Here is a 21444-nt window from a genome sequence, read left to right on the forward strand (position 1 = left end):
CGGGGCGGCCCGGCGGCGTCGGTACCGGTGAGACCACCCACCGACCCAGGAGCCCGCGATGTCCGAGTGCACCGATCCCGGCACCCATCCCGAGCCCGGCAGCGAGTACCTCGACGTCGACGGCGACGGCCACGCCGAGACCACGCTGATCGACACCGACGGCGACGGGTACCTCGACACCGTGCTCGTCGACGTCAACGGTGACGGCCTCACCGACATCGGCGGCGTCGACACCGACGCCGACGGCAGCATCGACCTGGTCGCCGTCGACACCGACCACGACGGGATCGCCGACGTGGCGTTCCTCGACACCGATCACGACGGCCGGGCCGACCAGGTGGTCCGGGCCGGCGACGGCCCGTTCCCGGGCGGCTCGTCGGACCCCGAGCGGGCGTCCTGACGTGCGCTCAGCGTCCCAGCTGGTCCTTGAGCGCGGTGCGGGCCCGGTGGATCCACACCTTCACGCTGTTGAGCGGGGCCCCCATCAGCTCCGCGACCTGCGCGTAGGACATCCCGCCGACCCACAGCAGCAGTGCCTCCCGGTGCTTCTCCGGGAGCGTCTCCAGCGCGGCCTGCACCGACATGGTCTCGACCAGCACGTCGGCGAACAGCGTGGCGGAGGCGTCGCGGGGCCGGTCCTCGAGATCGTCGACGTTGGTCTCGGCCCGCCGGTTGCGGGAGCGGATGACGCTCAGCGCGGCGTTGCGGGCGATCGTGAACACCCAGGCGCCGAAGGGGCAGCGCCCCTCGAAGCGGTGCAGGTTGCGCCAGACCGCGATCTGGCACTCCTGCAGGGCGTCGGCGGCGTCGGTGCGGTTGCCGGTGAGCCGCAGGCACAGCGCGTGCGCCTGGCGCTCGGCCGAGCGCCACAGCGCCCGGAACGCCTGCTGGTCGCCCGCCTGGGCGGCCGCCACGAGCGCGGCCTCGTCACCGGCATCGTCCGGTTCGGGGAAGGGGCCGGTGGCCATGGTCCTCCTGCGGCTCGGGGCGCTCGGATCATGGTTCGCGGCGCGACCGTGAATCGTTAGCCATCATGGCCCTGTCGGCTCCGCCCGCACAGACCGCACCACCACCAGATCCACGACACGACCCGGAAGATCCCGACGAACGGAACGGAGAGTGCGATGACCGACGACATGGTGTCCCGTGACGCGCTGCGCGAGCTGTTGTTCGACGGCGTCGCGCCGCCCGCCGGGGCCGACGCGATGTTCGACCAGACCTTCGCGGCCCAGGGGCCCTACGGGGCCGAGCTGCTGCCGCCCGACGGCCTGTTCGACCTGCCCGCCGACGACCCGGCCGACGACGCGGCCTTCGACGACGCGGCCTTCGACGAGGCGGCTCTCGGCGACCCGACTCTCGGCGACCCGACCCTCGACGACCTGCCCCTCGACGACCCCGGCCTGGACGATGGCGGCGCGGCTCCCGACACCGCGGTCGGGGACGAGCCCGGACCCGACCACGGCGCGGGCGACCCGGGGCACGGCGACCCGCACGACGGCACCGGCGCCGACCCGCTCGACCCGGGCACCGGCTGGTGACCACGGCCGACCCGCTCGCCGCCCTGCGCGAGCTGTGCCAGGGCACCGCGGCCCGGTCCCGCGACCCGCGGCTGCGCTCCGAGCTGGAGGCCGTCGGGGCGCAGCTGGACCGGCCGCTGCAGCTGGCCGTGGCGGGTGCGGTCAGCGCGGGCAAGTCGACGTTGATCAACGCGATGCTGCGGCGCTCGGTCGCCCCCGCCGACGCGGGGGAGTGCACGCGGCTGGTCACCTGGTACGAGTACGGCGAGCGCGACGGCGTGGTGCTCGTCGAGTGTGTCGACGGGACGGTGCGCCGCACCGCGCTGCGGGACGGCCGGATGCCCGCCGACCTCGGGGTCGACCCGGCCGAGGTGCTGCGGCTGCGGGTGCAGCTGCGGGACCCGGCGCTGCGCACCGTCACGATCATCGACACCCCCGGCGTCAACACCGTGTCCGCGGAGAACGAGGACGCCACCCGCAGGCTGCTGTTCGGCGACGCCGCCGCCGAGCACGCGCAGGCGCTGCTCTACGTCCTGCGTTTCGTGCAGCGCTTCGACGCCGACACCCTCGAGGAGTTCCGGGCGCTCTCGGCCGCGTGCGGGATGACCGCGGTCAACACCGCGGCCGTGCTGACCCAGATCGACCGCCGCGGCGACGGCGACGGCGACCCCTGGCCCACCGCGCGCCGGCTCGTCGCGAAGGCCGCGGCCGATCTCGGCGGCCGCGTGCTCGACGTCGCCCCGGTGATCGGGCTGCTCGCCGAGACCGCCCGTGCGGGCGCGCTCGGTACGGCCGAGATCGACGCGCTGCGCGAGCTGGCGGCCCTGCCCGCCGACGAGCTCGACGACCTGCTGCTCGATCTCGACGAGTTCACGACCGAGGCCTACGGGCCCGTCGAGCTGCCGATGCGGGCCGTCCTCGTCGCCCGGCTGCACCGCTACGGCATCCGCGAGGCCGTCGCCCGGCTGCGCAAGCGCCCGGGGACCGGGCCCGCGGAGCTGCACCGCTGGCTCGCCGGCTGCTCCGGCTACGGCGCCGACGTCTCCGCCGACAGCGGCACCGTGGTGTGGGAGGCCGACGCGGGCGGCCCCGACCTGCCCCGCACCCTGGCCGACGTGCTCGACCGCTTCGCCCGCCACGCCGGGCGGCTCAAGGCGTTCGCCGCCGTCGGCCGGATCCGCGCGCTGACCCGGCGCGAGTTCGACCCCCGCGACACCGGGCTGGTCGCGGAGCTGCGCGAGGCCGTCGACGAGAACCGCCCGGTCGTCGCGGGGCTGCGCGGCCTGCGGATCCTCGCCGCGTGTGCCGCCGTGGGCCGCGGGCAGCTGCGCCTGGACGAGGACATGACCGCCGAGCTGATGCGCCTGGCCCGCTACGACGACCCCGCCACCGGCCTGGGTCTGCCCCTGACCTGCACCGCCGCCGACGTCGTCGCCGCGGCGGGGGAGGCGTCGCGACGCTGGCGCCGGGTCGTCGCGCTGGCCGGGCCGACGGTCGGCGGGCAGCGCGCCCGCGACGTGCTCGGCGCGCTGGAGGACATCGCGGCCGCCGCCTACGCCACGACCGGTGCCACGACCGGCGGCGCGCCGCTCGTCGCCGCCGGCCCCGCGCCCGGCCCCGCCCGTGACCCGGGGCCGCCCGCCGCGCCGGACCCGACCTCGGCCGGGATCCACACGATCGTCCGGCCGGGCTGGAGCGGCCTGGACGCCGCCCTGCTCGACCGGCTCGCCCGCTCCCCGGCGCTGGGTGACGGCGAGCGCGCCGCGGTCACGCGCCTGCAGCGTGCGTCGGGCCCGGCCGACGCGCTGGGCGGTCACGCGCCCGCGGAGCTGGCCGCGCGCTTCCGGGTGCTGCTGCACCGGCCGCTGCCGGTGGCCGAACGGCGTGGCGTGCAGGCGGTGTGTGCGGTGTTCGAGAAGCTGACCTGGGAGACGAAGGACGGAGTGGCCACATGAGCGGGGTCGTCGCGAACGTGCTGCGCCTGGCCAACGAGGTGCACGGGCTGGCCAAGGCCGCCGCCCGCGAGGACCTGTACGGCCCGCTGGCCGAGCAGGCCGGGCGCTGGAAGGACGCCACCACCACGGTGGTGCTCGCGGGGGCGCAGAAGCGCGGCAAGAGCCGGCTGCTCAACTGCCTGGTCGGGCACCCCGACCTGCTCCCCGTCGACGCCGACATCGCCACCCACACCCAGGTCGCGGTCGTCCGCGGTCCGGAGCTGACCGTGACCGTGACCCGCACCGACGGCAGCCGCACCGAGGTCGACCCGGCCGAGCTGCCCGCCTACGCCTCGGTGCTGGGCGACCCGGCCGTGCTCCGCGAGGTCACCGGCCTGGAGGTGACGATCGACGAGCCGCTGCTCGACGGGCTGCGCCTGGTCGACACCCCCGGCGTCGACAGCCTCACCCTGGGCCACCGGCACGCGACGATGGGCGCACTGGCCCGTGCCGACGCCCTGCTGTTCGCGGTCAGCGCCCAGGACCAGCCGATCCTGCGCCACGAGCTGGAGTTCCTCGCCGAGGCGGCCGACCGCATCCTGTCCGTGGCGTTCGTGCTGACCAAGGTCGAGGACTCGACGTCGTGGCGAGAGCTGCTGCGGGAGAACCGGGAGCGGCTCACCCGCTTCTGCGGCCCGGACGGCCCCGGCGTGGCCCCGGAGGTCGCCGAACGGTTGCTGGCGGCCCCGTGGCTGCCGGTCAGCGCGAAGCTGGGCGAGGCGGCACTGGCGCTGCAGGCCGCGGGCAACGCCGAGCGCGCCGCCGCCCGCCTCGAGCGCAGCGGGCTGCCCGGGCTGCGCCGCCACGTCGCCCGCTGCACCGAGCGCCGCGAGCTGATGCGGGCCGGCGGGGTGCTCGGGCTCGCCGTCTCCGGGATCCGGGCGCTGTCCGAACCCGAGCAGGACCGCGCCGCGAGCACCGCCGACGACGGCCTCGCCGAGCGCCAGGCGAGCGTCGACGAGGAGATCGCCGCGCTCGCCGCACTCAAGCGGGAGCGCCGGCGGCGCAGCATCGACCACCAGCTGATCGGCCGCCGGGTCGTCAACCGGGCCCGGGCGCGGCTGGAGGCCTACCGGCGCAACTACGAGCGCGAGCTCGCCGAGCTGACCAAGCCCGCCGACGTCACCCGGTACGCCGCGACGCTCCCGGAGAGCATCGAGCGCACCCTGGGCGCGGCGTGGCAGGAGATCGCCGCCGACACCGAGCGCACCGTCGCCGACGCCCTGCCGCGCTACCTCGCCGAGATGGGCGTCGACCCCGGCGAGCTCGACCGGGTCGTCATGGAGGCCCCGGTCCGCGGGCCCGGCGAGCTGCGGGCGGAGGGGGCGGGCGGCAAGTTCGACGTGATCGGGGAGGGGCTGCCCGCGCTGATGATGGCCAGCAGCGTCGGGTTCCTCTCGTCGCACGCGTTCGTCGGACTCGCGTTCGGGCTGTCGTTCCTCGCCCCGGTCGCGCTCGGCGGCCTGCTCGCCGGCACCCTGCTGGCCCACCGCCGCCGCCTCGCCGAGGCCACCCGCAACCGGACGGCCCTGACCAAGGCGCTGACCGACGCGTTCGCCGTGGCGACCAACGAGATGTCCGTGGCCGTCGAGCAGGCGGTCGCGGCCTGGCGCGGGGGCGCGGAGCAGGCCGTCGACGCCGCGTTCGCCGTCCGTCAGCAGGAGCTCGACGGCCGCCGCCGTGAGCTGGCCGCGCTCGCCGCGCAGGACGCCGCCGTCCGCAAGCGCGCCGCCGCGGCGGCCCAGGAGCGGCTGGACACCCTCACCGAGGCCGACCGGCGGGCCCGCGAGCTGGCCAAGGAGCTGGCCAAGGAGCTGGCCGGGTCGCCCGCCTGATCAGCCGTGCCCGACGACGCGGCGGGCCGCGTCGACGAACGCGGCCCGCGCCGCCGTGAACGCGGCCTCCCGCTCCTGCAACCCCGGCAGGTCCTCCGCGGCCCGCAGCACCCCGAGCTGCGCGGACAGCACGTCCGCGCAGCGGCGCAGCTCCTCGTCGTCGCAGAGCAGCAGCAGGCGGACCAGTGCGGCCTCGGCCGCGGCGCCGAGCCGGTCGGCCTCGGTCATCGCGGCCCGCCACTCGTCGTCACGGACGTCGCGGCGGAACCAGGCGGTGACCACCGCCCGCCTCACTTCGGTGACCGCGGCGGCGTACCCGGCGCACGCGGCGAGGCGGTCCTGCCGCAGCCGTTCCCGACGGGCCGCGGCCTCGGTGTGCAGGGCCGTGCGCCGCTGGAACAGGTAGGTGCTGAACGAGCCGAGCAGCGTGCCGGCGACCGCGATCAGGCTCACGAACACGGCGTCCACCGGCCCGATCCTGGCCGGGGCCCGCCGCCCGCACAACGGGCCGGTCAGCCGACGACGCGGACCAGGCGGCCGGGGTCGGAACAGGAGTCGCCGGGGGCGGCGGCGGGGACGTGGCGGGCGAGCAGGACCCCGCCCGCCCGACCGACCGGCTCCAGCCAGCCGCGGCCGGCGGCGAGCGGGCGCAGCCCCGCCGGGCCCGCCGCCACGAGCTGTGAGCCGCCCGCGCCGTCGGAGGCGCCGACGAGCAGCGTGTCGCCGTCGGCCCGGACCCGCGGGGCCTCGTCCGGCCGGGCGCCCGCCGGTGAGCCCAGCAGCGCGGGCAGGCGGCCCAGCTCGCGCAGGGCGCCCCCGTGCAGGGCGTGGACGACCAGCCCGCGCCCGGGGGACAGCCGGTCGACCGCCACGCCGTACGCCTGCCGCCCGGCCACGGCCCAGCGCGCGTCGCCCCCGGGCGGGCGGGGCAGGACCGGCCTGCGGTCGGCACCGCGGGGGTCGGCGCGGTGTTCCAGGCCCGCGGTGCCGGCGGCGAGCCAGCGCCCGCCCGCGGCCAGGAGCTGGCGCAGGCCGGTCTCCTCCGCCACCGTGGTGACGTCACCGGCCGGGCCCGCCACGAACACCGTCTGCCGCCCGCCGCGCCCGACCACCACGGCCAGCGAGCGGCCGTCACCCAGCGGCGCGGGCGGCGCGCTCACCCCGCCCGCGACGGCGTCGAGCAGGCGCCGGGAACCGTCGACGTAGCCGAACACCGCCGGGCCGAGCGGCACGACCGGCCCCGGCGTGCCCGGACGCAGCGGGATCATCTGGACGGCGAGGGTTCCCGACTCCTGCGCCGGGCCGGTCATCCGCGTGTCCGGGGAGCGCAGCACCGCCCACGCGGTGCCCGCGGACGCGGCCAGGAACGGGCGGTACGGCGTGGGGATGGGTGTCGAGGTGCCGACGGACAGGTCGGCTCCCAGGGTGTGGCAGTGCAGGGCGCCGTCGCGACGCTCGGCCACGACGATCCCGCCCTCGGCCACCGCCCACGCGACGAGCCGCCCGAAGCGGATCTTGCTGTCGGGCGTCCCGGTGACCGGGTCGATCCGGGAGATCCGGTGCCGCCCCGCCGTCCCGTCGGGCGCCGACCACACGTAGAGCCGCCCGCCGACGACCCGCGCGTCGAGCACCTCCTCGGCGAGCGGGACCAGCTCCTCGCCCGCCCGGGGCACCGGCCCCAGCCGCGTCGGGGGCGCGGGGAGGCCGGGGGAGGTCGTCCGGGCGGGGGGCACCGTGGGCGGCGCGGGGACGGGGACGGGGACGGCGGCGGGCGTGGGCCGGCCGCCGGCGAGCAGCGCCGCGCCGAGCGCCACGGCGCCCTTCGGGTCGGGCGAGGTGCGCAGCCGCGGGCCGTACTGCTCGCGCAGCACCCGCTCCACCAGCGGGGTGCGCGCCGCCCCGCCGGTGAGCAGCACGACGTCGACGTCGGTGCCCGCGGTGGTCTCGGCCAGCACCCGGGCGCTGCGGCGCACGTCGTCGCCGATCAGGTCGTCGAGCTCGGCGCGGGTGATGTGGACGTCGGCGTCCGCGCCCGCGACGTACTGGCTGGCCGTCTCGAACGTCGAGAGCGCCTCCTTGGCCAGACGGGCCTCGGTGAGCAGGTCGGACTCCGCGGCCAGGCGCGCCGGGTCGGTCGTCAGTTCCTGCCACCAGCGGGGCGCGGCGTGCGCGAGCTGCGCGCCGAAGTGCCGGAACACGAGCTGGTCGAACACCTCGCCGCCCAGGTCGGGGTCACCGCCCGGGCGGCCGACGACCCGGAACCCGGCCCCGTCCGGCGCGAGGACCGTGGCGTCGAAGGTGACCCCGCCCAGGTCGTAGACCGCGACGGAGCCGCTCACCCCGTGCTGCACCGCGGCGGCGACCGGTTCGGCCACCAGCTCGGTCTCCACCCGGGGCAGCACCCGTGCCGCGACCTCGCGCAGCTCGGCGAGCCGGTCGGCGGACCACCCGGCGGGGTGGGTGAGCACGAGCCGGGACGGGTCGGCGTCGTCGTGGCGGCGGCGGCCCTCCTGCACGAACAGCGCCAGCAGCGCGGCCAGCGCGTCGACGGCGCTGACCGGGCGCCCGCCCAGCAGCATCGGCGCCCGGCCGACGTAGCGGCGCGGGTTGCGCTCGGCCCGGTCCGGCAGCCGGCCGACCGCGCGCTGCGCGTAGCTGCCGGCGACCAGCCGGGCGTCCTCGGTGAGCAGCACGGTCGTCGGCACCCGGGACTCCCCGCCGACCTCCAGCAGCTCCACCGCCCCGTCGACGTACACCGCGCCCGCGGCGAAGCTCGTGCCGAGGTCGACACCCAGCGCCCAGCCCGTCACGGTCGTGCCCTTCCCGTCCTGCCCATCGGGTACCGGATCAGCGCGCCAGCGCCGCGCGGAGACGGTCGACGGACCCGCCGATGCCCCACCGCTGCGCGAGCGCGTCGAGCCGCTCGGGGTCGGCGGGCTCGGTGGGCAGGGCGTCGGGGCGGTCCAGGTGCACGTCGGCGTCGACGGCCACGCGGACCACCGGCTCGACGACCGCCAGGTACGGGGCCGCGGCGGCCAGCTTGGAGCGCACCGTGGCGCTGATCCGGGCGTCGGTGCGGTCCTCGATCGCGGCCCGCAGCTCGGCCCAGGAGCCGAAGCGCCCGACCAGGGTGGCCGCGGTCTTCGCCCCGACCCCGGGGACGCCGGGCAGCCCGTCGGACGGGTCGCCCCGCAGCATCGCCATCTCGGCGTAGGCCTCGCCCGCCCGCCCGACCGGCACCCCGTACTTCGCCGCCACCTCGGCGGGGCCGAGCAGCTCGGCCTTGGCCAGCCCGCGCCCCACGTAGAGCAGCCGCACGGCCGGGTCGTCGTCGCCGACGATCTGCATCAGGTCGCGGTCACCGCTGACGGCGAGCACGTGGTCGCTGCGTTCGGTGGCCGCCAGCGTGCCGATGACGTCGTCGGCCTCGTAGCCCTCCGCGCCGCCGGTGGCGATCCCGGCCGCGGCCAGGACCTCCAGGATCACCGGGACCTGCGGGGCGAGGGTGTCGGGCACCTCCTCGGGCACCCCGGCCGGCGCGGTGTCGGGCTCACCGGGGACCCGGTGGGCCTTGTAGGTCGGCAGCGCGTCGACGCGGAACGCGGGGCGCCAGTCCAGGTCCAGGCAGGCCACCAGGCGGGTCGGCCGGTGCTCGGTGACCAGACGCGACACCATGTCGGTGAACCCCCGCACGGCGTTGACCGGGGTGCCGTCGGGGGCCGTGATCGACTCGGGCACGCCGTAGAAGGCCCGGAAGTACAGGCTCGCCGCATCGAGCAGCATCAGTGACGGGACACGGCCGGCTCCCAGGGGCTCGCTCATGGGTGCAGCTTGCCGGATACCCTCCCGGTCATGACAACGGCCGCGTTCGCCGACCGCATCCGCCGCGCCGGGCTCGTCGCCGCCGACCACGGTGCCGACGTCCTGCTGATCACCCCGGGCACCGACCTGCGCTACCTGCTGGGCATGACCGGGGAGTCCCACGAGCGGCTGACCTGCCTGGTCCTGCCCGCCCACGGCCACCTCGCGCCGCCCGCGCTGGTCGTCCCGCGGCTGGAGGCGCCGGGCCTCGCCGGGCTGGGCCTCGACGAGCTCGGGGTCGAGATCGTCACCTGGACCGACGCCGAGGACCCCTACCTGCTGGTCAGCGACCTCGCCGGGGGCCCGACGCGGATGGCGGTGGCCGACGAGATGCCCGCCCGGCACGTGTTCGGGCTGCGCGAGGTGTTCCCCGAGGTCGGCCAGGTGCTGGCCGGGCCGGTCCTGCGCGAGCTGCGGATGCGCAAGGACGCCGTCGAGGTCGCCGAGCTGCGCGCCGCCGGGGCCGCGATCGACCGCGTGCACGCCCGCATGGGCGAGTTCCTGCAGGTCGGGCGCACCGAGGCGGAGGTGGGTGAGCTGATCACCGCCGCCATCCTCGCCGAGGGGCACACCGAGGCCGCGTTCGTCGTCGTCGGGTCGGGCCCGCACGGCGCCAGCCCCCACCACGACGTCTCCGGCCGCACGATCGAGCGCGGCGACGTGGTCGTCGTCGACATCGGCGGGCCGCTGCCCAGCGGCTACAACTCCGACAGCACCCGCACCTACGCCGTGGGCGCCGAGCCGTCGGCCGACATCCGCGAGGCCTACGCGGTGCTGCAGGCCGCGCAGGAGGCCTCGGTCGCGGCGGTGCGCCCGGGTGTCACCGCCGAGTCCGTGGACGCCGCCGCCCGCGAGCCGATCACCGCCGCAGGGCTGGGGCAGCGCTTCGTGCACCGCACCGGCCACGGCATCGGCCTCGACGTGCACGAGGAGCCCTACATCGTCGGCGGCAACACGCTGACCCTGGAGCCGGGCATGGCCTTCAGCGTGGAGCCCGGGGTGTACCTCGACGGGGAGTGGGGCGCGCGCATCGAGGACATCGTGGTGGTCACCGAGGACGGCTGCGAGCGCCTCAACACCCGCCCCCGCGACCTGGTGGTCCTCTCCGGCTGACCGGCGCTCACGCCGGCGAGGCGGCGGCCGCCCCGGACTCGGCGCGCACCCGCCCGTCCGAGCCGGCCACGCAGGCGGCCGACGGCGCACCGGACCGGACGAACTCCCCGAGGCAGCGCCCCATCTCCGCGTGCGCCACCGCGGTGGGGTGGAACGACTCCTGCGCCAGGTGGTACCCCGCCGCGTCGAGCCCGCCGTGGACGAACGCCTCCGGGTCCACCGTGATCCGCCGCTGCCACTCCTCCGAGCGCGGGCTGCGGCTGCACGCCTCGAACCCCTCGGTGGCCCGGGCCATGTCGACGAACCGCACCCCGGTGCGCTCGGCGACCCCGCGCAGCGCGTCGGACAGCGCCGGGAACACCACCGTGCGGCCCCACTCGGCGTCGGCCCGGCTGTAGGGACAGCCCCGCGCGCCCTGCAGCGGCACCATCGCCCCGGTCACCGGGGAGGCGTAGGAGGCGAGCACGAGGTCGTACCCGTCGTCGGCGTACCCGGCCTCGCGCATCGCGGCCCGCACGTCGCGCACCACCGCCTCCACCCGCGGCGCCACCGCCGCCATCCGCTCGGGGACGCCGGGACCGAGGGTGTCGCGGCACGGCGGCACGGACGGGTCGAGGTAGGCGCGGATGCACGCGATCCCGGTGCCGGTGAGCGCGGGCTCGTCGTTGGCCCCCACCTGGAGCAGCACCGTCGTGACCCGGTACTCCCGCGCCACCTCGGCGAGCCGCGCGGCCTGCGAGCCCTCCGTGTAGTGGCTGCCCGGGCCGAACCCGACGTCGGCGGCCTCCGCCCCGGAGCAGGCCAGGTTCACCGACTCCTCGGCCAGGGCCGTGCGGTGCACGTAGGCGTGGGCGGAGCGGTGGCACCAGTTGCCGCCCTCGCCGCGGGTGCCGGGCACGTAGTCGCCCGCACCCTCCCCGGACGCGGCGCTGTCGCCGAGCGCGACGACGGCGGTGGGCCGCTCGGCGGCGCCCGCCGGCGGCACGCCGAGCACCGGGATCAGGAGCACGGCGAGCAGCGGGACCAGCAGGCGACGGGAACGGATCACGGGTCCGACGCTAGGGTCCGGTCCGGGCGCTGACCAGGGCGTCCGCCGATGCCTGTGGACAACCCCCGTAGGGAGCAGCCGTGCTCACGATCTGCGACGGGTTGTCCACCGGTTCCGCCGACCGGGGTTGACACCGGGGAACCCCGGGGTGTCCTCCGGGCGTTCACCTGATGTCGACGGACCGCACACCGCGGATCGTGGACGACGGCGACGAGATCCGTCGCGACGAAAGGAGCCCTTCGTGGCATCGACCCTGACCCGCCCGCGCCACGGGAAGGTCATCGCCGGCGTGTGCGCCGGCCTGGCGGACCGGTTCGGGCTGAGCCCGTTCCTCGTCCGGCTGGCCTTCCTGCTGTCCTGCATCCTGCCCGGGCCGCAGTTCATCGCCTACATCGTCCTGTGGGTGCTGATGCCCAAGCGTTCCGTGTGACGCTGCTGGTCGGCGCCCGGGTCCTCGACCCGGGCGCACCGGCCGGCCCGGCCGCCGTCGAGATCGTCGACGGCGTGGTCACCCGGGTCGGCCCGGCGCCCGCGGAGGCGCCCACCGGCCCGGACGTGCGGCATCTCCACGGTGCCGTGCTCACCCCGGCCTTCGTCGACGCCCACGTGCACGCCACCGCCACCGGCCTGCTCGTCGACGGTCTGGACCTGAGTGGCTGCCCCTCACCGCGGGCTCTGCTCGACGCCGTGGGGGCCCGGGCCGCCGCCCGGCCCGGCGCGCTGATCTGGGGCCACGGCTGGCAGGAGCAGGCCTGGGACGGCCCGCCGCCGTCCCGCGCCGAGCTCGACCGCGCCGCCGGGGGAGCGCCGGTCTACCTCAGCCGCGTCGACGTCCACTCCGCGCTGGTCGGCGGAGGGCTCGCGGCACCGGGCACCCCCGACGGCCCGGTCACCTCCGACGCGCACCACCACGCCCGCCGCGTCGCGCTGGCGGCCGTCGACGGCCCGGCCCGCGACGCCGCCCAGCGCGCCTTCCTCGCCACCGCCGCCGCCCGCGGCATCGGTGTCGTGCACGAGTGCGCGGGCCCCGACATCTCGTCCCGCGACGACCTCGCCGCCCTGCTGGCCGCCGACGGGCCGGACGTGGTCGGCTACTGGGGCGAGGCGGTCACCACCGCCGCGGACGCCCGCGACCTGCTCGCCGCCACCGGTGCCCACGGCCTGGCGGGCGACCTGTTCGTCGACGGCTCGATCGGCTCCCGCACCGCCGCGCTGACCAGCCCCTACACCGACGCGCCCGGCTCCTGCGGCACCCGCTACCTCGACACCGGTGCGGTCGCCGCCCACCTCGCCGCCTGCACCGCCGCCGGGATCCAGGCGGGCTTCCACGTGATCGGTGACGCCGCCGCGGCCGCCCTGGCCGACGCGCTGCAGCAGGCGGGCCGGGGCGGGGTGCGGCACCGCGTCGAGCACCTGGAGATGGTCGACGCCGCGCAGATCGCCGTGCTCGCCGCGCACGGTGTCGTCGCGAGCGTCCAGCCGCTGTTCGACGCCTGCTGGGGCGGCGAGGAGGGCATGTACGCCGAGCGGCTCGGCCCGCGGTCCCGCGCGATGAACCCGTTCGCCGCCCTGCACGCCGCCGGGGTGCAGCTGGCGCTGGGCTCGGACAGCCCCGTCACCCCGCTCGGCCCGTGGGAGGCGGTGCGCGCCGCCGTCGACCACCGCACCCCCGGATCCGGGCTCACGACCGCACAGGCGCTGGCCGCGCACACCGTCGGCGGGCACCGGGCCGCGGGCGACCGCTCCCCGACGGCCGGGCGGATCGTGCCGGGCGCCCCGGCCTCCTACGCCCTGTGGGACGGCGAGGGCGGCACCTGCCTGCGCACCGTGCAGCGCGGGCGGACGCTGCACGACACCCTCGCGTGACGCCTCCCACGCCGCTGTGCCATCATTCGCGCGTGATCGACCGGACCGGGCCCGCGCTGCGTGGGTGCTGTCCGGGGTGCTGTCGCTGTAGCTGACGCCCCCGGCCCCCGTCCGCACGCCCGCGTTCCCGCGCGGCCCGCACGTCTGCGATCACCTCATGAACGAGCCCGACCTCCGCGGCCACACCGTCCTGGTCCTGCACGCCCACCCCGACGACGAGTCGATCTTCTCCGGGCTGACGCTGCGGCGCCTGGCCGACGCGGGCGCCCGCACCGTCCTCGTGCTGGCCACGGCGGGGGAGCTGGGCGGCTCCCGCGTCCCGCTGCGCCCCGGCGAGACGGTGCCCGAGCGGCGGGTGACCGAGCTGGAGACCGCGGCCGGGCTGCTCGGCGTCTCCCGGTTGGTGCTGCTGGGCGGGCGCGACTCCGGCCTGCCCGGCGGCCCCGGCCTGGCCCACCCCCGGGCGCTGGCCGCCGCCGACCCGCTGGTGCTGGCCCGCCACGTCGCCGAGCTCGCCGACGCCGAGGGCGCCGCCACGATCGTCCACGACGACGAGCACGGCATCTACGGCCATCCCGACCACAACGCGGCGTTCCGCGTCGGGGCGCTGGCCGCGGAGCTGACCGGGGCCACCGCCTACCGCACCACCGTCGACCGCGAGCACCTGCACACCGCCGCCCGCGACGGGCACCTCGTGCACGGCGCCGCCCGCGCCGTGCACGACGTCGGCGGGGCCGGGCCGTTCGGGCGCTCCACCGTCGAGATCGCGCTGGCGATCAGCGGCACCGCCGCGCACCTCGCCGTCAAGCGCGCGGCGATCGTCGCGCACGAGAGCCAGCTCGGCCCCGACGACGTCCCGGACGCCACGTTCGCGGCCGCCTACGGCTACGAGTGGTACCTGCGCAGCGGTCCCGAGGGCGTCCTGGACCGGCTCGGCAACGCCCACCTGCTCGCCACCCCGCGGGGATAGCGCCGGGCCCCGCCGATGAGTTCGGGACCGCCCGGTGGTCCACCGCTGTGGACCACCCGAACCCCGGAAGGACGAACCCGTGCCGCAGCTGCTCCGAGTGCAGAACTTCCTCCTGTCCACCGACGGCTACGGTGCCGGCGAGGGGCAGAGCCTGGAACGCCCCTTCGGCCACGCGGATCCGGCGACCATGGCGTCGTGGGCCGGGGCCACGGCGAGCTGGCCGAACCGGACCGAACCCGGCGGCAGCCGCGGCCTGGACGACTACCTGGTCCGGGACTTCCACCGCAACATCGGCGCCGAGATCATGGGGCGCAACAAGTTCGGCCCGCAGCGCGGCCCGTGGGCCGACCACGAGTGGCGGGGCTGGTGGGGGGACAACCCGCCGTTCCACACCCCGGTGTTCGTCATGACCCACCACCCGCGCCCGTCGTTCACCCTCTCCGACACCACCTTCCACTTCGTCGGGGGCGAGCCCGCCGACGTGCTGGCGCAGGCCCGCGAGGCCGCGGACGGCCGGGACGTCCGGCTGGGGGGCGGCGCGAACGTCGTCCGGCAGTTCCTCGACGCCGACCTCGTCGACACCCTGCACGTCGCCGTCTCGCCGGTCACGCTGGGCGCCGGGTCCCGGTTGTGGTCGTCGCCCGACGAGCTGCTCGACCGCTTCCACCGGGACGTCGTACCGAGCCCCAGCGGTGTCGTGCACCACCTGTTCTGGCGACGGTGAGCCCGACCGGCCGCGATCACAGCGGCCACACGGGCCGCACGTAGGCTCCCCGGGTGGCCGCACCCACGACCGATCCCACGGAGCAGGCCGGCTCTCCCGCCTCCGCCGGGTGGACCGCACCCCTCGCCCGCCTGGCCGCCGCCGCCGGGGGCGGGTACCTGCTGTACCTGAGCTTCCCGCCCGGCACGCTGTGGTGGCTCGCGCTGCCGGCGTTCGCGCTGCTCGGCGCGGTGCTGCGCGGTCGCGGGGCGCGCGCCGGGCTGGGCTACGGGTTCGTGTTCTCCATGGCGTTCCTGACGCCGCTGCTGGTGTGGGTCAGCTCGCTGGTGCAGTGGCTGCCGTGGATCGCGCTGTCGGTGTTCGAGTCGCTGTTCGTGGCCGTCGCCTGTGCCGGGATGTCGGTGGTGTCCCGGCTGCCCGCGTGGCCGCTGTGGGCCGCGGCGGTGTGGGGGATCGGGGAGTCGGTGCGCTCGCGGGTGCCGTGGGGCGGCATGCCGTGGGGGCGCGTCGGCTTCGGCCAGCCCGACGGCGTGTTCCTTCCGGTGGCGGCGATCGGCGGGGTGCCGCTGCTGTCGTTCGTCACGGTGCTCGCCGGGCTCGCGCTGGGCGAGCTGGTCCGCAGGCTCGTCACGCGTGAGCGATCGGTGCGCGGACCCGCGGTGCTGGCCGCGGCCGCCCTGGTGAGCGGCCCGCTCGCCGGTCTGGTGCCGGCGTTCGGCGGCGGGCCCGACCGCGTCGTCACCGTCGCCGCGGTCCAGGGCAACGTGCCCCGGCTGGGCCTGGACTTCAACGCCCAGCGCCGCGCGGTGCTCGACAACCACGTGCGCGTCACCGAGGAGCTCGCCGCCGACGTCGCCGCGGGCCGCGCGCCACGGCCCGACGTCGTGGTGTGGCCGGAGAACTCCTCGGACATCGACCCCCTGCAGGACCCCGACGCCGCCGCGCAGATCGACCGCGCGGCCACCGCGATCGGCGTGCCGATCCTGCTCGGCACGATCCTGCGCAACCCGCCGGAGCTGGCCAACGGCGACGGGCCGACGTCGAGCAACGCCGCCGTGGTGTGGGAGCCCGGCGCCGGGGTCGTGGCGCGCAGCGACAAGCGCCGCATCCAGCCCTTCGGCGAGTACATGCCCTGGCGCGACTTCTTCCGCCTGTTCTCGCCCTACGTCGACCGGGCCAGCAACTTCCTGCCCGGGCCGGGGGAGGGGGCACTCGACGTCAACGGGGTGCGCGTGGGCATCGCGATCTGCTGGGAGATCGCCTTCGACGACCTGCTCGCCGACAGCGTCGCCGCGGGCGCGGAGATGATCGCGGTGCCGAGCAACAACGCCACGTTCGGGTTCAGCGACATGACCTACCAGCAGCTGGCGATGTCGCGGATCCGGGCGGTGGAGTTCGACCGGTCGGCGGTCGTCGTCACCACCTCGGGGGTCAGCGCGACGGTCACCCCGGACGGCTCCGTGACCGCCCGCACGCAGCAGTTCACCCCCGACGTCCTGGTCGATCGGACGACGCTGCGCAGCACCGTTACCCTGGCCAGCCGGTTGCGGTCGGGCCCCGAGTGGGTCGTGGTCGCCCTGGGGCTGGGAGCCGTCGCCGTGGCGGCCGTGGCACGCCGCAGGGCGGGAGGGAAGTCGGATGTCTGAGGCCCCGGGGCCCGTGCTGGTGGTGATCCCGACCTACGACGAGCGCGAGAACATCGGGCCGATCGTCGCGCGGCTGCACGCCGCGGTGCCCACCGCCGACGTGCTGATCGTCGACGACAACAGCCCCGACGGCACCGGTGAGCTCGCCGACGGGATGGCCGCCGCCGACCCGCGGATCAGCGTCCTGCACCGCACGGCCAAGGACGGTCTCGGGGCGGCCTACCTCGCCGGGTTCGCCCACGCGCTGCGCGGGCCGCACCAGGTCGTCGTCGAGATGGACGCCGACGGCTCCCACGCCCCGGAGGAGCTGCCCCGCCTGCTCGACGCCGTGCGCGACGCCGACCTCGTCCTCGGCTCGCGGTACGTGCCCGGCGGCGCGGTCCGCAACTGGCCCGCGCACCGCGAGTGGCTCTCCCGCGGCGGCAACCTCTACTCGCGCCTGGCCCTCGGCGTCCCGATCCGCGACATCACCGGCGGCTACCGCGCGTTCCGCAGGCAGGTGCTCGAGGAGCTCGACCTCGGCGAGGTCGCCTCGCAGGGCTACTGCTTCCAGGTCGACGTCGCCTACCGCGCCGTGCTCGCCGGGTTCCGGGTGCGCGAGGTGCCGATCACGTTCGTCGAGCGCGAGCGGGGGGCGTCGAAGATGAGCCGGTCGATCGTCACCGAGGCCCTGTGGATGGTCACCCGCTGGGGGGTCGACCGGGTGCTGCGCCGCGGCCGCGCCCCGGTGGGCGCCTGAGGCCGGGCCCGGTCAGAGGGCGTAGGCCTGGCGCTTGACGCCGTTCACGAAGTCCGACAGCAGCCGGTCCGGCTCGCCCACCGCCCGGATCGTCGGCGCCCGGGTGAGCAGCTCGGTGAGCAGGATCGTCGACTCGGTGCGGGCCAGCGCCGCGCCCAGGCAGTGGTGCGGGCCGGGGCCGCCGAAGCCCAGGTGCGGGTTGGGGGAGCGGGTGATGTCGAACCGGTCCGGCTCGGTGAAGACGGCCTCGTCGCGGTTGGCCGAGGTGTAGAACAGCAGCAGCTTGTCGCCCGCGCGGACCGGGGTGCCGCCGAGCTCGCCGTCGGCGGTGGCGGTGCGGCGGAACTGCAGCACCGGGCTGGCGTGGCGCACCACCTCCTCGACGGCGCCGCCGATCCGGCCTCCGACGTCGGCGAGCAGGTGCTCGCGTTGCCCGGGATGGGCGGTGAGCAGCACCAGCGCGTGCGTGATCGTGGCGCGGGTGGTCTCGCTGCCCGCCAGCACCAGCAGGATGAACAGCGTGGCGACCTCGCGCGGGGTGAGCCGCTCGCCGTCGACGTCGGCGTGCACCAGCGTGGAGATCAGGTCGTCGCGGGGCTCGCGCAACCGGTCGCGGCCGGTACGGCGCACCAGCCGGTGCAGCTGCTCCCCGGCGCGGGCGAGGCGGGCACTGACGGGGACGACGTGCCGCACGCCGGGCGCGCCGTGGCGCAGCAGGTAGCCGCGCTCGATCCCGTTGTACTCCGGGTCGCCCGAACCCACGAGGACGTTGCCCTGGCGGGTCACGAGGTCGTGGTGGGAGTCGTCGAGCCCGAGCATCGCGCAGATGACGGCCACCGGCAGGCGCTGGGCGACCCGCGCCACGAAGTCCCCGGACCGCTCTACCAGCACGTCGTCGACGATGCGGGTCGCGCGGGCGCGGATGTCGGCCTCCAGCCGCGCCAGCATCCGGGGCGAGAACGCCCGGGCGACGACCTTGCGCAGCCGCGCGTGCTCCGGCCCGTCCTTGTTGATCATCGAGTCGAGGTAGCGGACCAGCCACGGCGGGATGTCGTAGAGCGAGGCCGCCGTCGGGGCGTTGCCGAACAGCCGCGCGTCGCGGCTCGCCGCCACCACGTCGGCGTGCCGCACGACGGCGTGGAAGCCGTCCCGGTTCGGGGCGAACGGCGCGCGGTTGCGGAACGGGACCCACGGCAGGCCGTGGGGCCTGCGGCGCAGCTCGGCGAACACCGCGGCGCGTTCGGCGTCGGGGCGGGCCCAGAACGCGAGGTGGCCGGGGGAGTCCTGGTCGCTGTCCATCGTCGCGGCATCGTGGCGCGCCCCGGCCGCCGGCACAAGTGCCCGGACGCGACGGAGCCGGGCCACCCGTGGGCGGCCCGGCTCCGTGCAGACCCGGCAGGGTCAGGCGATCTCGCGGCGGCGCTCGGCCAGCAGCTCGAGGCGCTCGTTGAGCAGCACCTCGAGGTCGGCGACGGAGCGGCGCTCGAGCAGCATGTCCCAGTGGGTGCGCGGCGGCTTGGTCTTCTTCTGCTCCGGCTCCGAACCGTCCACCAGCTTGGAGATGCTGCCGTGCAGGCGGCACTCCCAGGTGTGCGGGGCTTCGGCGTCGTGCGAGAAGGGCACCTCGAAGTCGTGCCCGCGCGGGCACGCGTAGCGCATCGACTGCCGCGGCGCGAGGTCGTGGTTGCGGTCGGTCTCGTAGCTGACAGCCCCGAGCCGGCTGCCACGGAGCACGCGGTCGGCCATGCGTCTTCCTCCCAATCCTGACCGAAGGAGGCTCCCTCGGTCGTCACCACCGGGTGTAACGTCTGCGTCGCAGCCGCTTGTTCCCGTTGCGGGACGACAACGACCGGTGTCGATGTCACATGACCGACACCCGCTGTTCGCCGCCCCGATCCGACAGTGTGGCCCATCCGGCCCGATCGCACACGCGACTGTGACGTGTCAGCCAACTGTGACTTATGTCACCAGGCGAGCGAGCGGTGTTCACCGGATCGTCCGATCCGCGTTACACGGCCGGCCTGCGCACCGGCAGCAGGGCGAGCAGCCCGATCGCGAGCACCAGCAGGATGCCCACGATCCCGGCCCGCTCGGAGGCGAACAGGTAGGTGAACAGCCCGACGAGCGTGGGCGCCAGGAACGAGGCGGCCCGCCCGGTGGTGGCGTAGAGCCCGAACAGCTCGCCCTCCCGGCCCGGCGGGGCCAGCCGCGCCAGGAACGTCCGCGACGACGACTGCGCGGGCCCGACGAACAGGCACAGCGCCAGCCCGAACACCCAGAACATCGCCGGCCCCGACACCACCAGCAGCACCACCCCGACGGCCAGCATCCCGACCAGCGACCCGACGATCACCGCCTTGGGCCCGATCCGGTCGTCGACGAACCCGGCGGCCAGCGCCCCGGCCGCGGCGACGACGTTGGCCGCCACCCCGAAGATCAGGACGTCGTCCTCGGCGATGCCGTACACGGTCACCGCGAGGACGGCGCCGAAGGTGAACACCGCGGCCAGCCCGTCGCGGAACAGCGCGCTCGCGCCGAGGAAGTACAGCGTGTGCGGGCTGTCGCGGTAGAGGGCGCGCAGGTCGGCGAACAGTGCGCGGTAGGAGGCCAGGATGCCCAGCCGCGCCGCCGCCGACGCGGGCACCTCGGGGACCAGCAGCAGCAGCGGGATCGCGAACACCAGGAACCAGGCCGCGGCCACCAGCGCCACCAGCCGGATGTGGAAGCCGTTCTCGGTGGGGACGTCGAGCACCCCACCGCCGCCGGCGATGAACCCGACGTAGACGACCAGCAGCAGCACGATGCCGCCCAGGTAGCCCATCGCCCAGCCGAACCCGGACACCCGGCCCACCGTCTCCGGCGTCGACACCTGCGAGAGCACCGCGTTGTACGACACCGACGCGAGCTCGAAGAAGATCGACCCGAGCCCGAGCAGCACCAGTCCGAGCGCGAGGAACGTGTAGTCGTCCTCCACCAGGAACAGGCCCGCCATCGTGGCGATCGTCAGCGCCGTCCAGATCGCGACGGCCCGCTTCCGTCGGCCCGCGGCGTCGGCCCGGCGCGCGATCACCGGCGCCATCAGCGCGATGAGCAGCCCGGACGCGCCGATCGAGTAGCCCAGCCAACTGTTCGCGCTCACCTCACCCGGCAGGTCCGCCCCGACCGAGTCGGTGAGGTAGACGGAGAAGACGAACGTGAGGATCACCGCGTTGTACGCGGCGGACCCCCAGTCCCACAGCCCCCAGGCGAGCACCTGGCCGCGCGTCACGGTCGAGGCGGGCACGGCCGCGTCGGTACTCACGGGCGGAGGGTAGCGGGCGGAACCGGCCACCGGCGGGGTGTCGCCGTCAGGCCCAGGCGTCGCGACCCTGCAGGACCGTCCGCAGCAGGTCGGGACGGTCGCTGAGGATGCCGTCGACGCCCATGTCCAGCAGCTCCGTCATCTCCGCCGGGTCGTCGACGGTCCACACGTGCACCTCGCGGCCCGCGGCGTGGGCGGTGCGGACCAGCTGCTCGTCGACGACGGTGAGCGGGCCGAAGCGGCGCGGGAGTTGGGCGAGCTGCCCGGTGAACGGCAGGGCGGGCAGCGCCGAGAGCGGCGGGGGCAGGGCGTCGAGCCAGGCCCGGGTGCGCAGGCCGAGCGCGGCGGTCTGCCCCATCGAGGTGCACAGCCGCGGGCCGGCGGCGCGACGGGCCCGGTGCAGCCAGCGCTCGTCGTAGGCACCCAGGCAGACCCGCGGCCAGGCGTCGAGGCGCTCCAGGACCGCGAGCGTCACGTCGACGGCCGCCGCCGACTTCAGCTCGATCGTGGCGCGCACCTCGGGCAGCGCGGTCAGCACGTCCGCCAGCAGCGGGACCGGCTCGGACCCGCCCACCCGGACCCCGGCCAGCGCCCCGGAGTGCAGCAGCGCGATGCGCCCGGAGCCGTCGGTGGTGCGGTCCAGCGTCGGGTCGTGGTGGACGACCGCGACGCCGTCGGCACTGGCGTGCACGTCGAACTCCAGGTAGGAGAACCCCTCGTCGACGGCGCGGGTGAAGCCCGCCATCGTGTTCTCGTGCCCGCCGCCGGTGTGCCAGCCGCGGTGGGCGTAGGCGCGGGGGTACGGCCCGTCGAGGTAGGGATGACCCACG

20 protein-coding genes are annotated in these 21444 nt (G+C 76.2%); 11 read left to right on the forward strand and 9 right to left on the reverse strand.

All coding sequences use genetic code 11. The features are described from left to right. Positions 1–58 precede the first annotated feature (58 nt). Positions 59–400, forward strand: coding sequence for a hypothetical protein (locus PHY01_RS01815; protein WP_141276416.1), 342 nt, complete (start codon positions 59–61; stop codon positions 398–400). A 7-nt stretch (positions 401–407) separates the two neighbouring features. Here PHY01_RS01815 and PHY01_RS01820 read toward each other — a convergent pair whose 3' ends face one another. Then, positions 408–968, reverse strand: coding sequence for an RNA polymerase sigma factor (locus tag PHY01_RS01820; RefSeq protein ID WP_141276417.1), 561 nt, complete (start codon positions 966–968; stop codon positions 408–410). A gap of 156 nt (positions 969–1124) precedes the next feature. Here PHY01_RS01820 and PHY01_RS01825 point away from each other — a divergent pair, with 156 nt between their 5' ends. Genes PHY01_RS01825 through PHY01_RS01835 form a run of 3 tightly spaced genes read left to right on the forward strand, consistent with a single transcriptional unit; the run spans position 1125 to position 5346 of the window. Next, positions 1125–1538: a hypothetical protein gene (locus PHY01_RS01825; RefSeq protein WP_141276418.1), complete on the forward strand. Its 414-nt coding sequence runs from the start codon at positions 1125–1127 to the stop codon at positions 1536–1538. Further along, entirely contained in the window at positions 1535–3472 is a 1938-nt protein-coding gene (locus PHY01_RS01830; RefSeq protein ID WP_141276419.1) for a dynamin family protein, read from the forward strand. The genes PHY01_RS01825 and PHY01_RS01830 overlap by 4 nt, the downstream gene beginning before the upstream one ends. Then, positions 3469–5346 carry a dynamin family protein gene (locus PHY01_RS01835; RefSeq protein ID WP_141276420.1) on the forward strand — a complete coding sequence of 626 codons (1878 nt, stop codon included), beginning with the start codon at positions 3469–3471 and terminating at the stop codon, positions 5344–5346. Before PHY01_RS01830 ends, PHY01_RS01835 begins: the two co-directional genes overlap by 4 nt. Here the strand turns inward: PHY01_RS01835 and kilB are convergent, their stop codons facing one another. From kilB to PHY01_RS01850, 3 genes are read right to left on the reverse strand one after another with little or no spacing between them, the layout of a single operon-like run. Beyond that, positions 5347–5814 carry a plasmid transfer protein KilB gene (gene kilB, locus PHY01_RS01840; protein WP_141276421.1) on the reverse strand — a complete coding sequence of 156 codons (468 nt, stop codon included), beginning with the start codon at positions 5812–5814 and terminating at the stop codon, positions 5347–5349. It lies immediately after the preceding gene. Positions 5815–5858: 44 nt separating this feature from the next. Continuing rightward, the gene (locus PHY01_RS01845; RefSeq protein ID WP_141276422.1) at positions 5859–8156 is read right to left on the reverse strand and encodes an Hsp70 family protein; all 2298 of its coding nucleotides are present in this window, start codon (positions 8154–8156) and stop codon (positions 5859–5861) included. 37 nt (positions 8157–8193) lie between these two features. Continuing rightward, complete coding sequence (locus PHY01_RS01850) at positions 8194–9168, reverse strand: 5'-3' exonuclease (protein ID WP_246085628.1); 975 nt, start codon at positions 9166–9168, stop codon at positions 8194–8196. Positions 9169–9198: 30 nt separating this feature from the next. Between PHY01_RS01850 and PHY01_RS01855 the strand changes: the two genes are divergently transcribed. After that, positions 9199–10320, forward strand: coding sequence for a M24 family metallopeptidase (locus tag PHY01_RS01855; RefSeq protein ID WP_141276423.1), 1122 nt, complete (start codon positions 9199–9201; stop codon positions 10318–10320). Between the two features lie 7 nt (positions 10321–10327). On the opposite strand, the gene PHY01_RS01860 is transcribed toward PHY01_RS01855, so the two are convergent. Next, positions 10328–11368 carry a GDSL-type esterase/lipase family protein gene (locus PHY01_RS01860; protein WP_246085629.1) on the reverse strand — a complete coding sequence of 347 codons (1041 nt, stop codon included), beginning with the start codon at positions 11366–11368 and terminating at the stop codon, positions 10328–10330. A gap of 241 nt (positions 11369–11609) precedes the next feature. On the opposite strand from PHY01_RS01860, the gene PHY01_RS01865 reads away from it, so the two are divergent. The 6 genes from PHY01_RS01865 (at position 11610) to PHY01_RS01890 (ending at position 17313) form a co-directional block, all read left to right on the forward strand. Further along, a complete protein-coding gene (locus PHY01_RS01865; protein WP_141276425.1) occupies positions 11610–11798 on the forward strand; it encodes a PspC domain-containing protein in 189 nt (62 codons plus the stop codon). After that, the gene (locus tag PHY01_RS01870; protein WP_141276426.1) at positions 11795–13234 is read left to right on the forward strand and encodes an amidohydrolase; all 1440 of its coding nucleotides are present in this window, start codon (positions 11795–11797) and stop codon (positions 13232–13234) included. The genes PHY01_RS01865 and PHY01_RS01870 overlap by 4 nt, the downstream gene beginning before the upstream one ends. A gap of 157 nt (positions 13235–13391) precedes the next feature. After that, a complete protein-coding gene (locus PHY01_RS01875; RefSeq protein WP_141276427.1) occupies positions 13392–14204 on the forward strand; it encodes a PIG-L deacetylase family protein in 813 nt (270 codons plus the stop codon). A 79-nt stretch (positions 14205–14283) separates the two neighbouring features. Further along, positions 14284–14928 (forward strand): dihydrofolate reductase family protein, encoded by a 645-nt coding sequence (locus PHY01_RS01880; protein WP_141276428.1) that lies wholly within the window; start codon positions 14284–14286, stop codon positions 14926–14928. 53 nt (positions 14929–14981) lie between these two features. Then, on the forward strand, positions 14982–16574 hold the full coding sequence (lnt, locus tag PHY01_RS01885) for an apolipoprotein N-acyltransferase (protein ID WP_141276429.1): 1593 nt from the start codon (positions 14982–14984) through the stop codon (positions 16572–16574). Next, positions 16567–17313, forward strand: a complete 747-nt coding sequence (locus PHY01_RS01890; RefSeq protein ID WP_141276430.1) for a polyprenol monophosphomannose synthase — start codon at positions 16567–16569, stop codon at positions 17311–17313. Before lnt ends, PHY01_RS01890 begins: the two co-directional genes overlap by 8 nt. Before the next feature lie 12 nt (positions 17314–17325). Here PHY01_RS01890 and PHY01_RS01895 read toward each other — a convergent pair whose 3' ends face one another. The 4 genes from PHY01_RS01895 to PHY01_RS01910 all read right to left on the reverse strand — a co-directional run bounded on the left by PHY01_RS01895 (position 17326) and on the right by PHY01_RS01910 (position 21443). Continuing rightward, positions 17326–18612, reverse strand: a complete 1287-nt coding sequence (locus PHY01_RS01895) for a cytochrome P450 (RefSeq protein WP_141276431.1) — start codon at positions 18610–18612, stop codon at positions 17326–17328. Between the two features lie 102 nt (positions 18613–18714). Then, positions 18715–19059, reverse strand: coding sequence for an RNA polymerase-binding protein RbpA (locus tag PHY01_RS01900; RefSeq protein ID WP_141276432.1), 345 nt, complete (start codon positions 19057–19059; stop codon positions 18715–18717). 262 nt (positions 19060–19321) lie between these two features. Continuing rightward, positions 19322–20614, reverse strand: coding sequence for an MFS transporter (locus PHY01_RS01905; RefSeq protein ID WP_141276433.1), 1293 nt, complete (start codon positions 20612–20614; stop codon positions 19322–19324). Positions 20615–20660: 46 nt separating this feature from the next. Next, complete coding sequence (locus PHY01_RS01910) at positions 20661–21443, reverse strand: glycerophosphodiester phosphodiesterase family protein (RefSeq protein WP_141276434.1); 783 nt, start codon at positions 21441–21443, stop codon at positions 20661–20663. Between the last annotated feature and the right edge of the window lies 1 nt (position 21444).

Origin of the sequence: Pseudonocardia hydrocarbonoxydans, assembly GCF_006539565.1 — a bacterium.
Classification (GTDB): Bacteria; Actinomycetota; Actinomycetes; order Mycobacteriales; family Pseudonocardiaceae; genus Pseudonocardia; species Pseudonocardia hydrocarbonoxydans.

Bases quoted from the DNA above. Each gene is read 5' to 3' on its own strand.
- PHY01_RS01815 (WP_141276416.1), top strand. From the start codon at position 59: ATGTCCGAGTGCACCGATCCCGGCACCCATCCCGAGCCCGGCAGCGAG.
- PHY01_RS01820 (WP_141276417.1), bottom strand. From the start codon at position 968: ATGGCCACCGGCCCCTTCCCCGAACCGGACGATGCCGGTGACGAGGCC.
- PHY01_RS01825 (WP_141276418.1), top strand. From the start codon at position 1,125: ATGACCGACGACATGGTGTCCCGTGACGCGCTGCGCGAGCTGTTGTTC.
- PHY01_RS01835 (WP_141276420.1), top strand. From the start codon at position 3,469: ATGAGCGGGGTCGTCGCGAACGTGCTGCGCCTGGCCAACGAGGTGCAC.
- PHY01_RS01850 (WP_246085628.1), bottom strand. From the start codon at position 9,168: ATGAGCGAGCCCCTGGGAGCCGGCCGTGTCCCGTCACTGATGCTGCTC.
- PHY01_RS01855 (WP_141276423.1), top strand. From the start codon at position 9,199: ATGACAACGGCCGCGTTCGCCGACCGCATCCGCCGCGCCGGGCTCGTC.
- PHY01_RS01875 (WP_141276427.1), top strand. From the start codon at position 13,392: ATGAACGAGCCCGACCTCCGCGGCCACACCGTCCTGGTCCTGCACGCC.
- PHY01_RS01890 (WP_141276430.1), top strand. From the start codon at position 16,567: ATGTCTGAGGCCCCGGGGCCCGTGCTGGTGGTGATCCCGACCTACGAC.
- PHY01_RS01895 (WP_141276431.1), bottom strand. From the start codon at position 18,612: ATGGACAGCGACCAGGACTCCCCCGGCCACCTCGCGTTCTGGGCCCGC.
- PHY01_RS01900 (WP_141276432.1), bottom strand. From the start codon at position 19,059: ATGGCCGACCGCGTGCTCCGTGGCAGCCGGCTCGGGGCTGTCAGCTAC.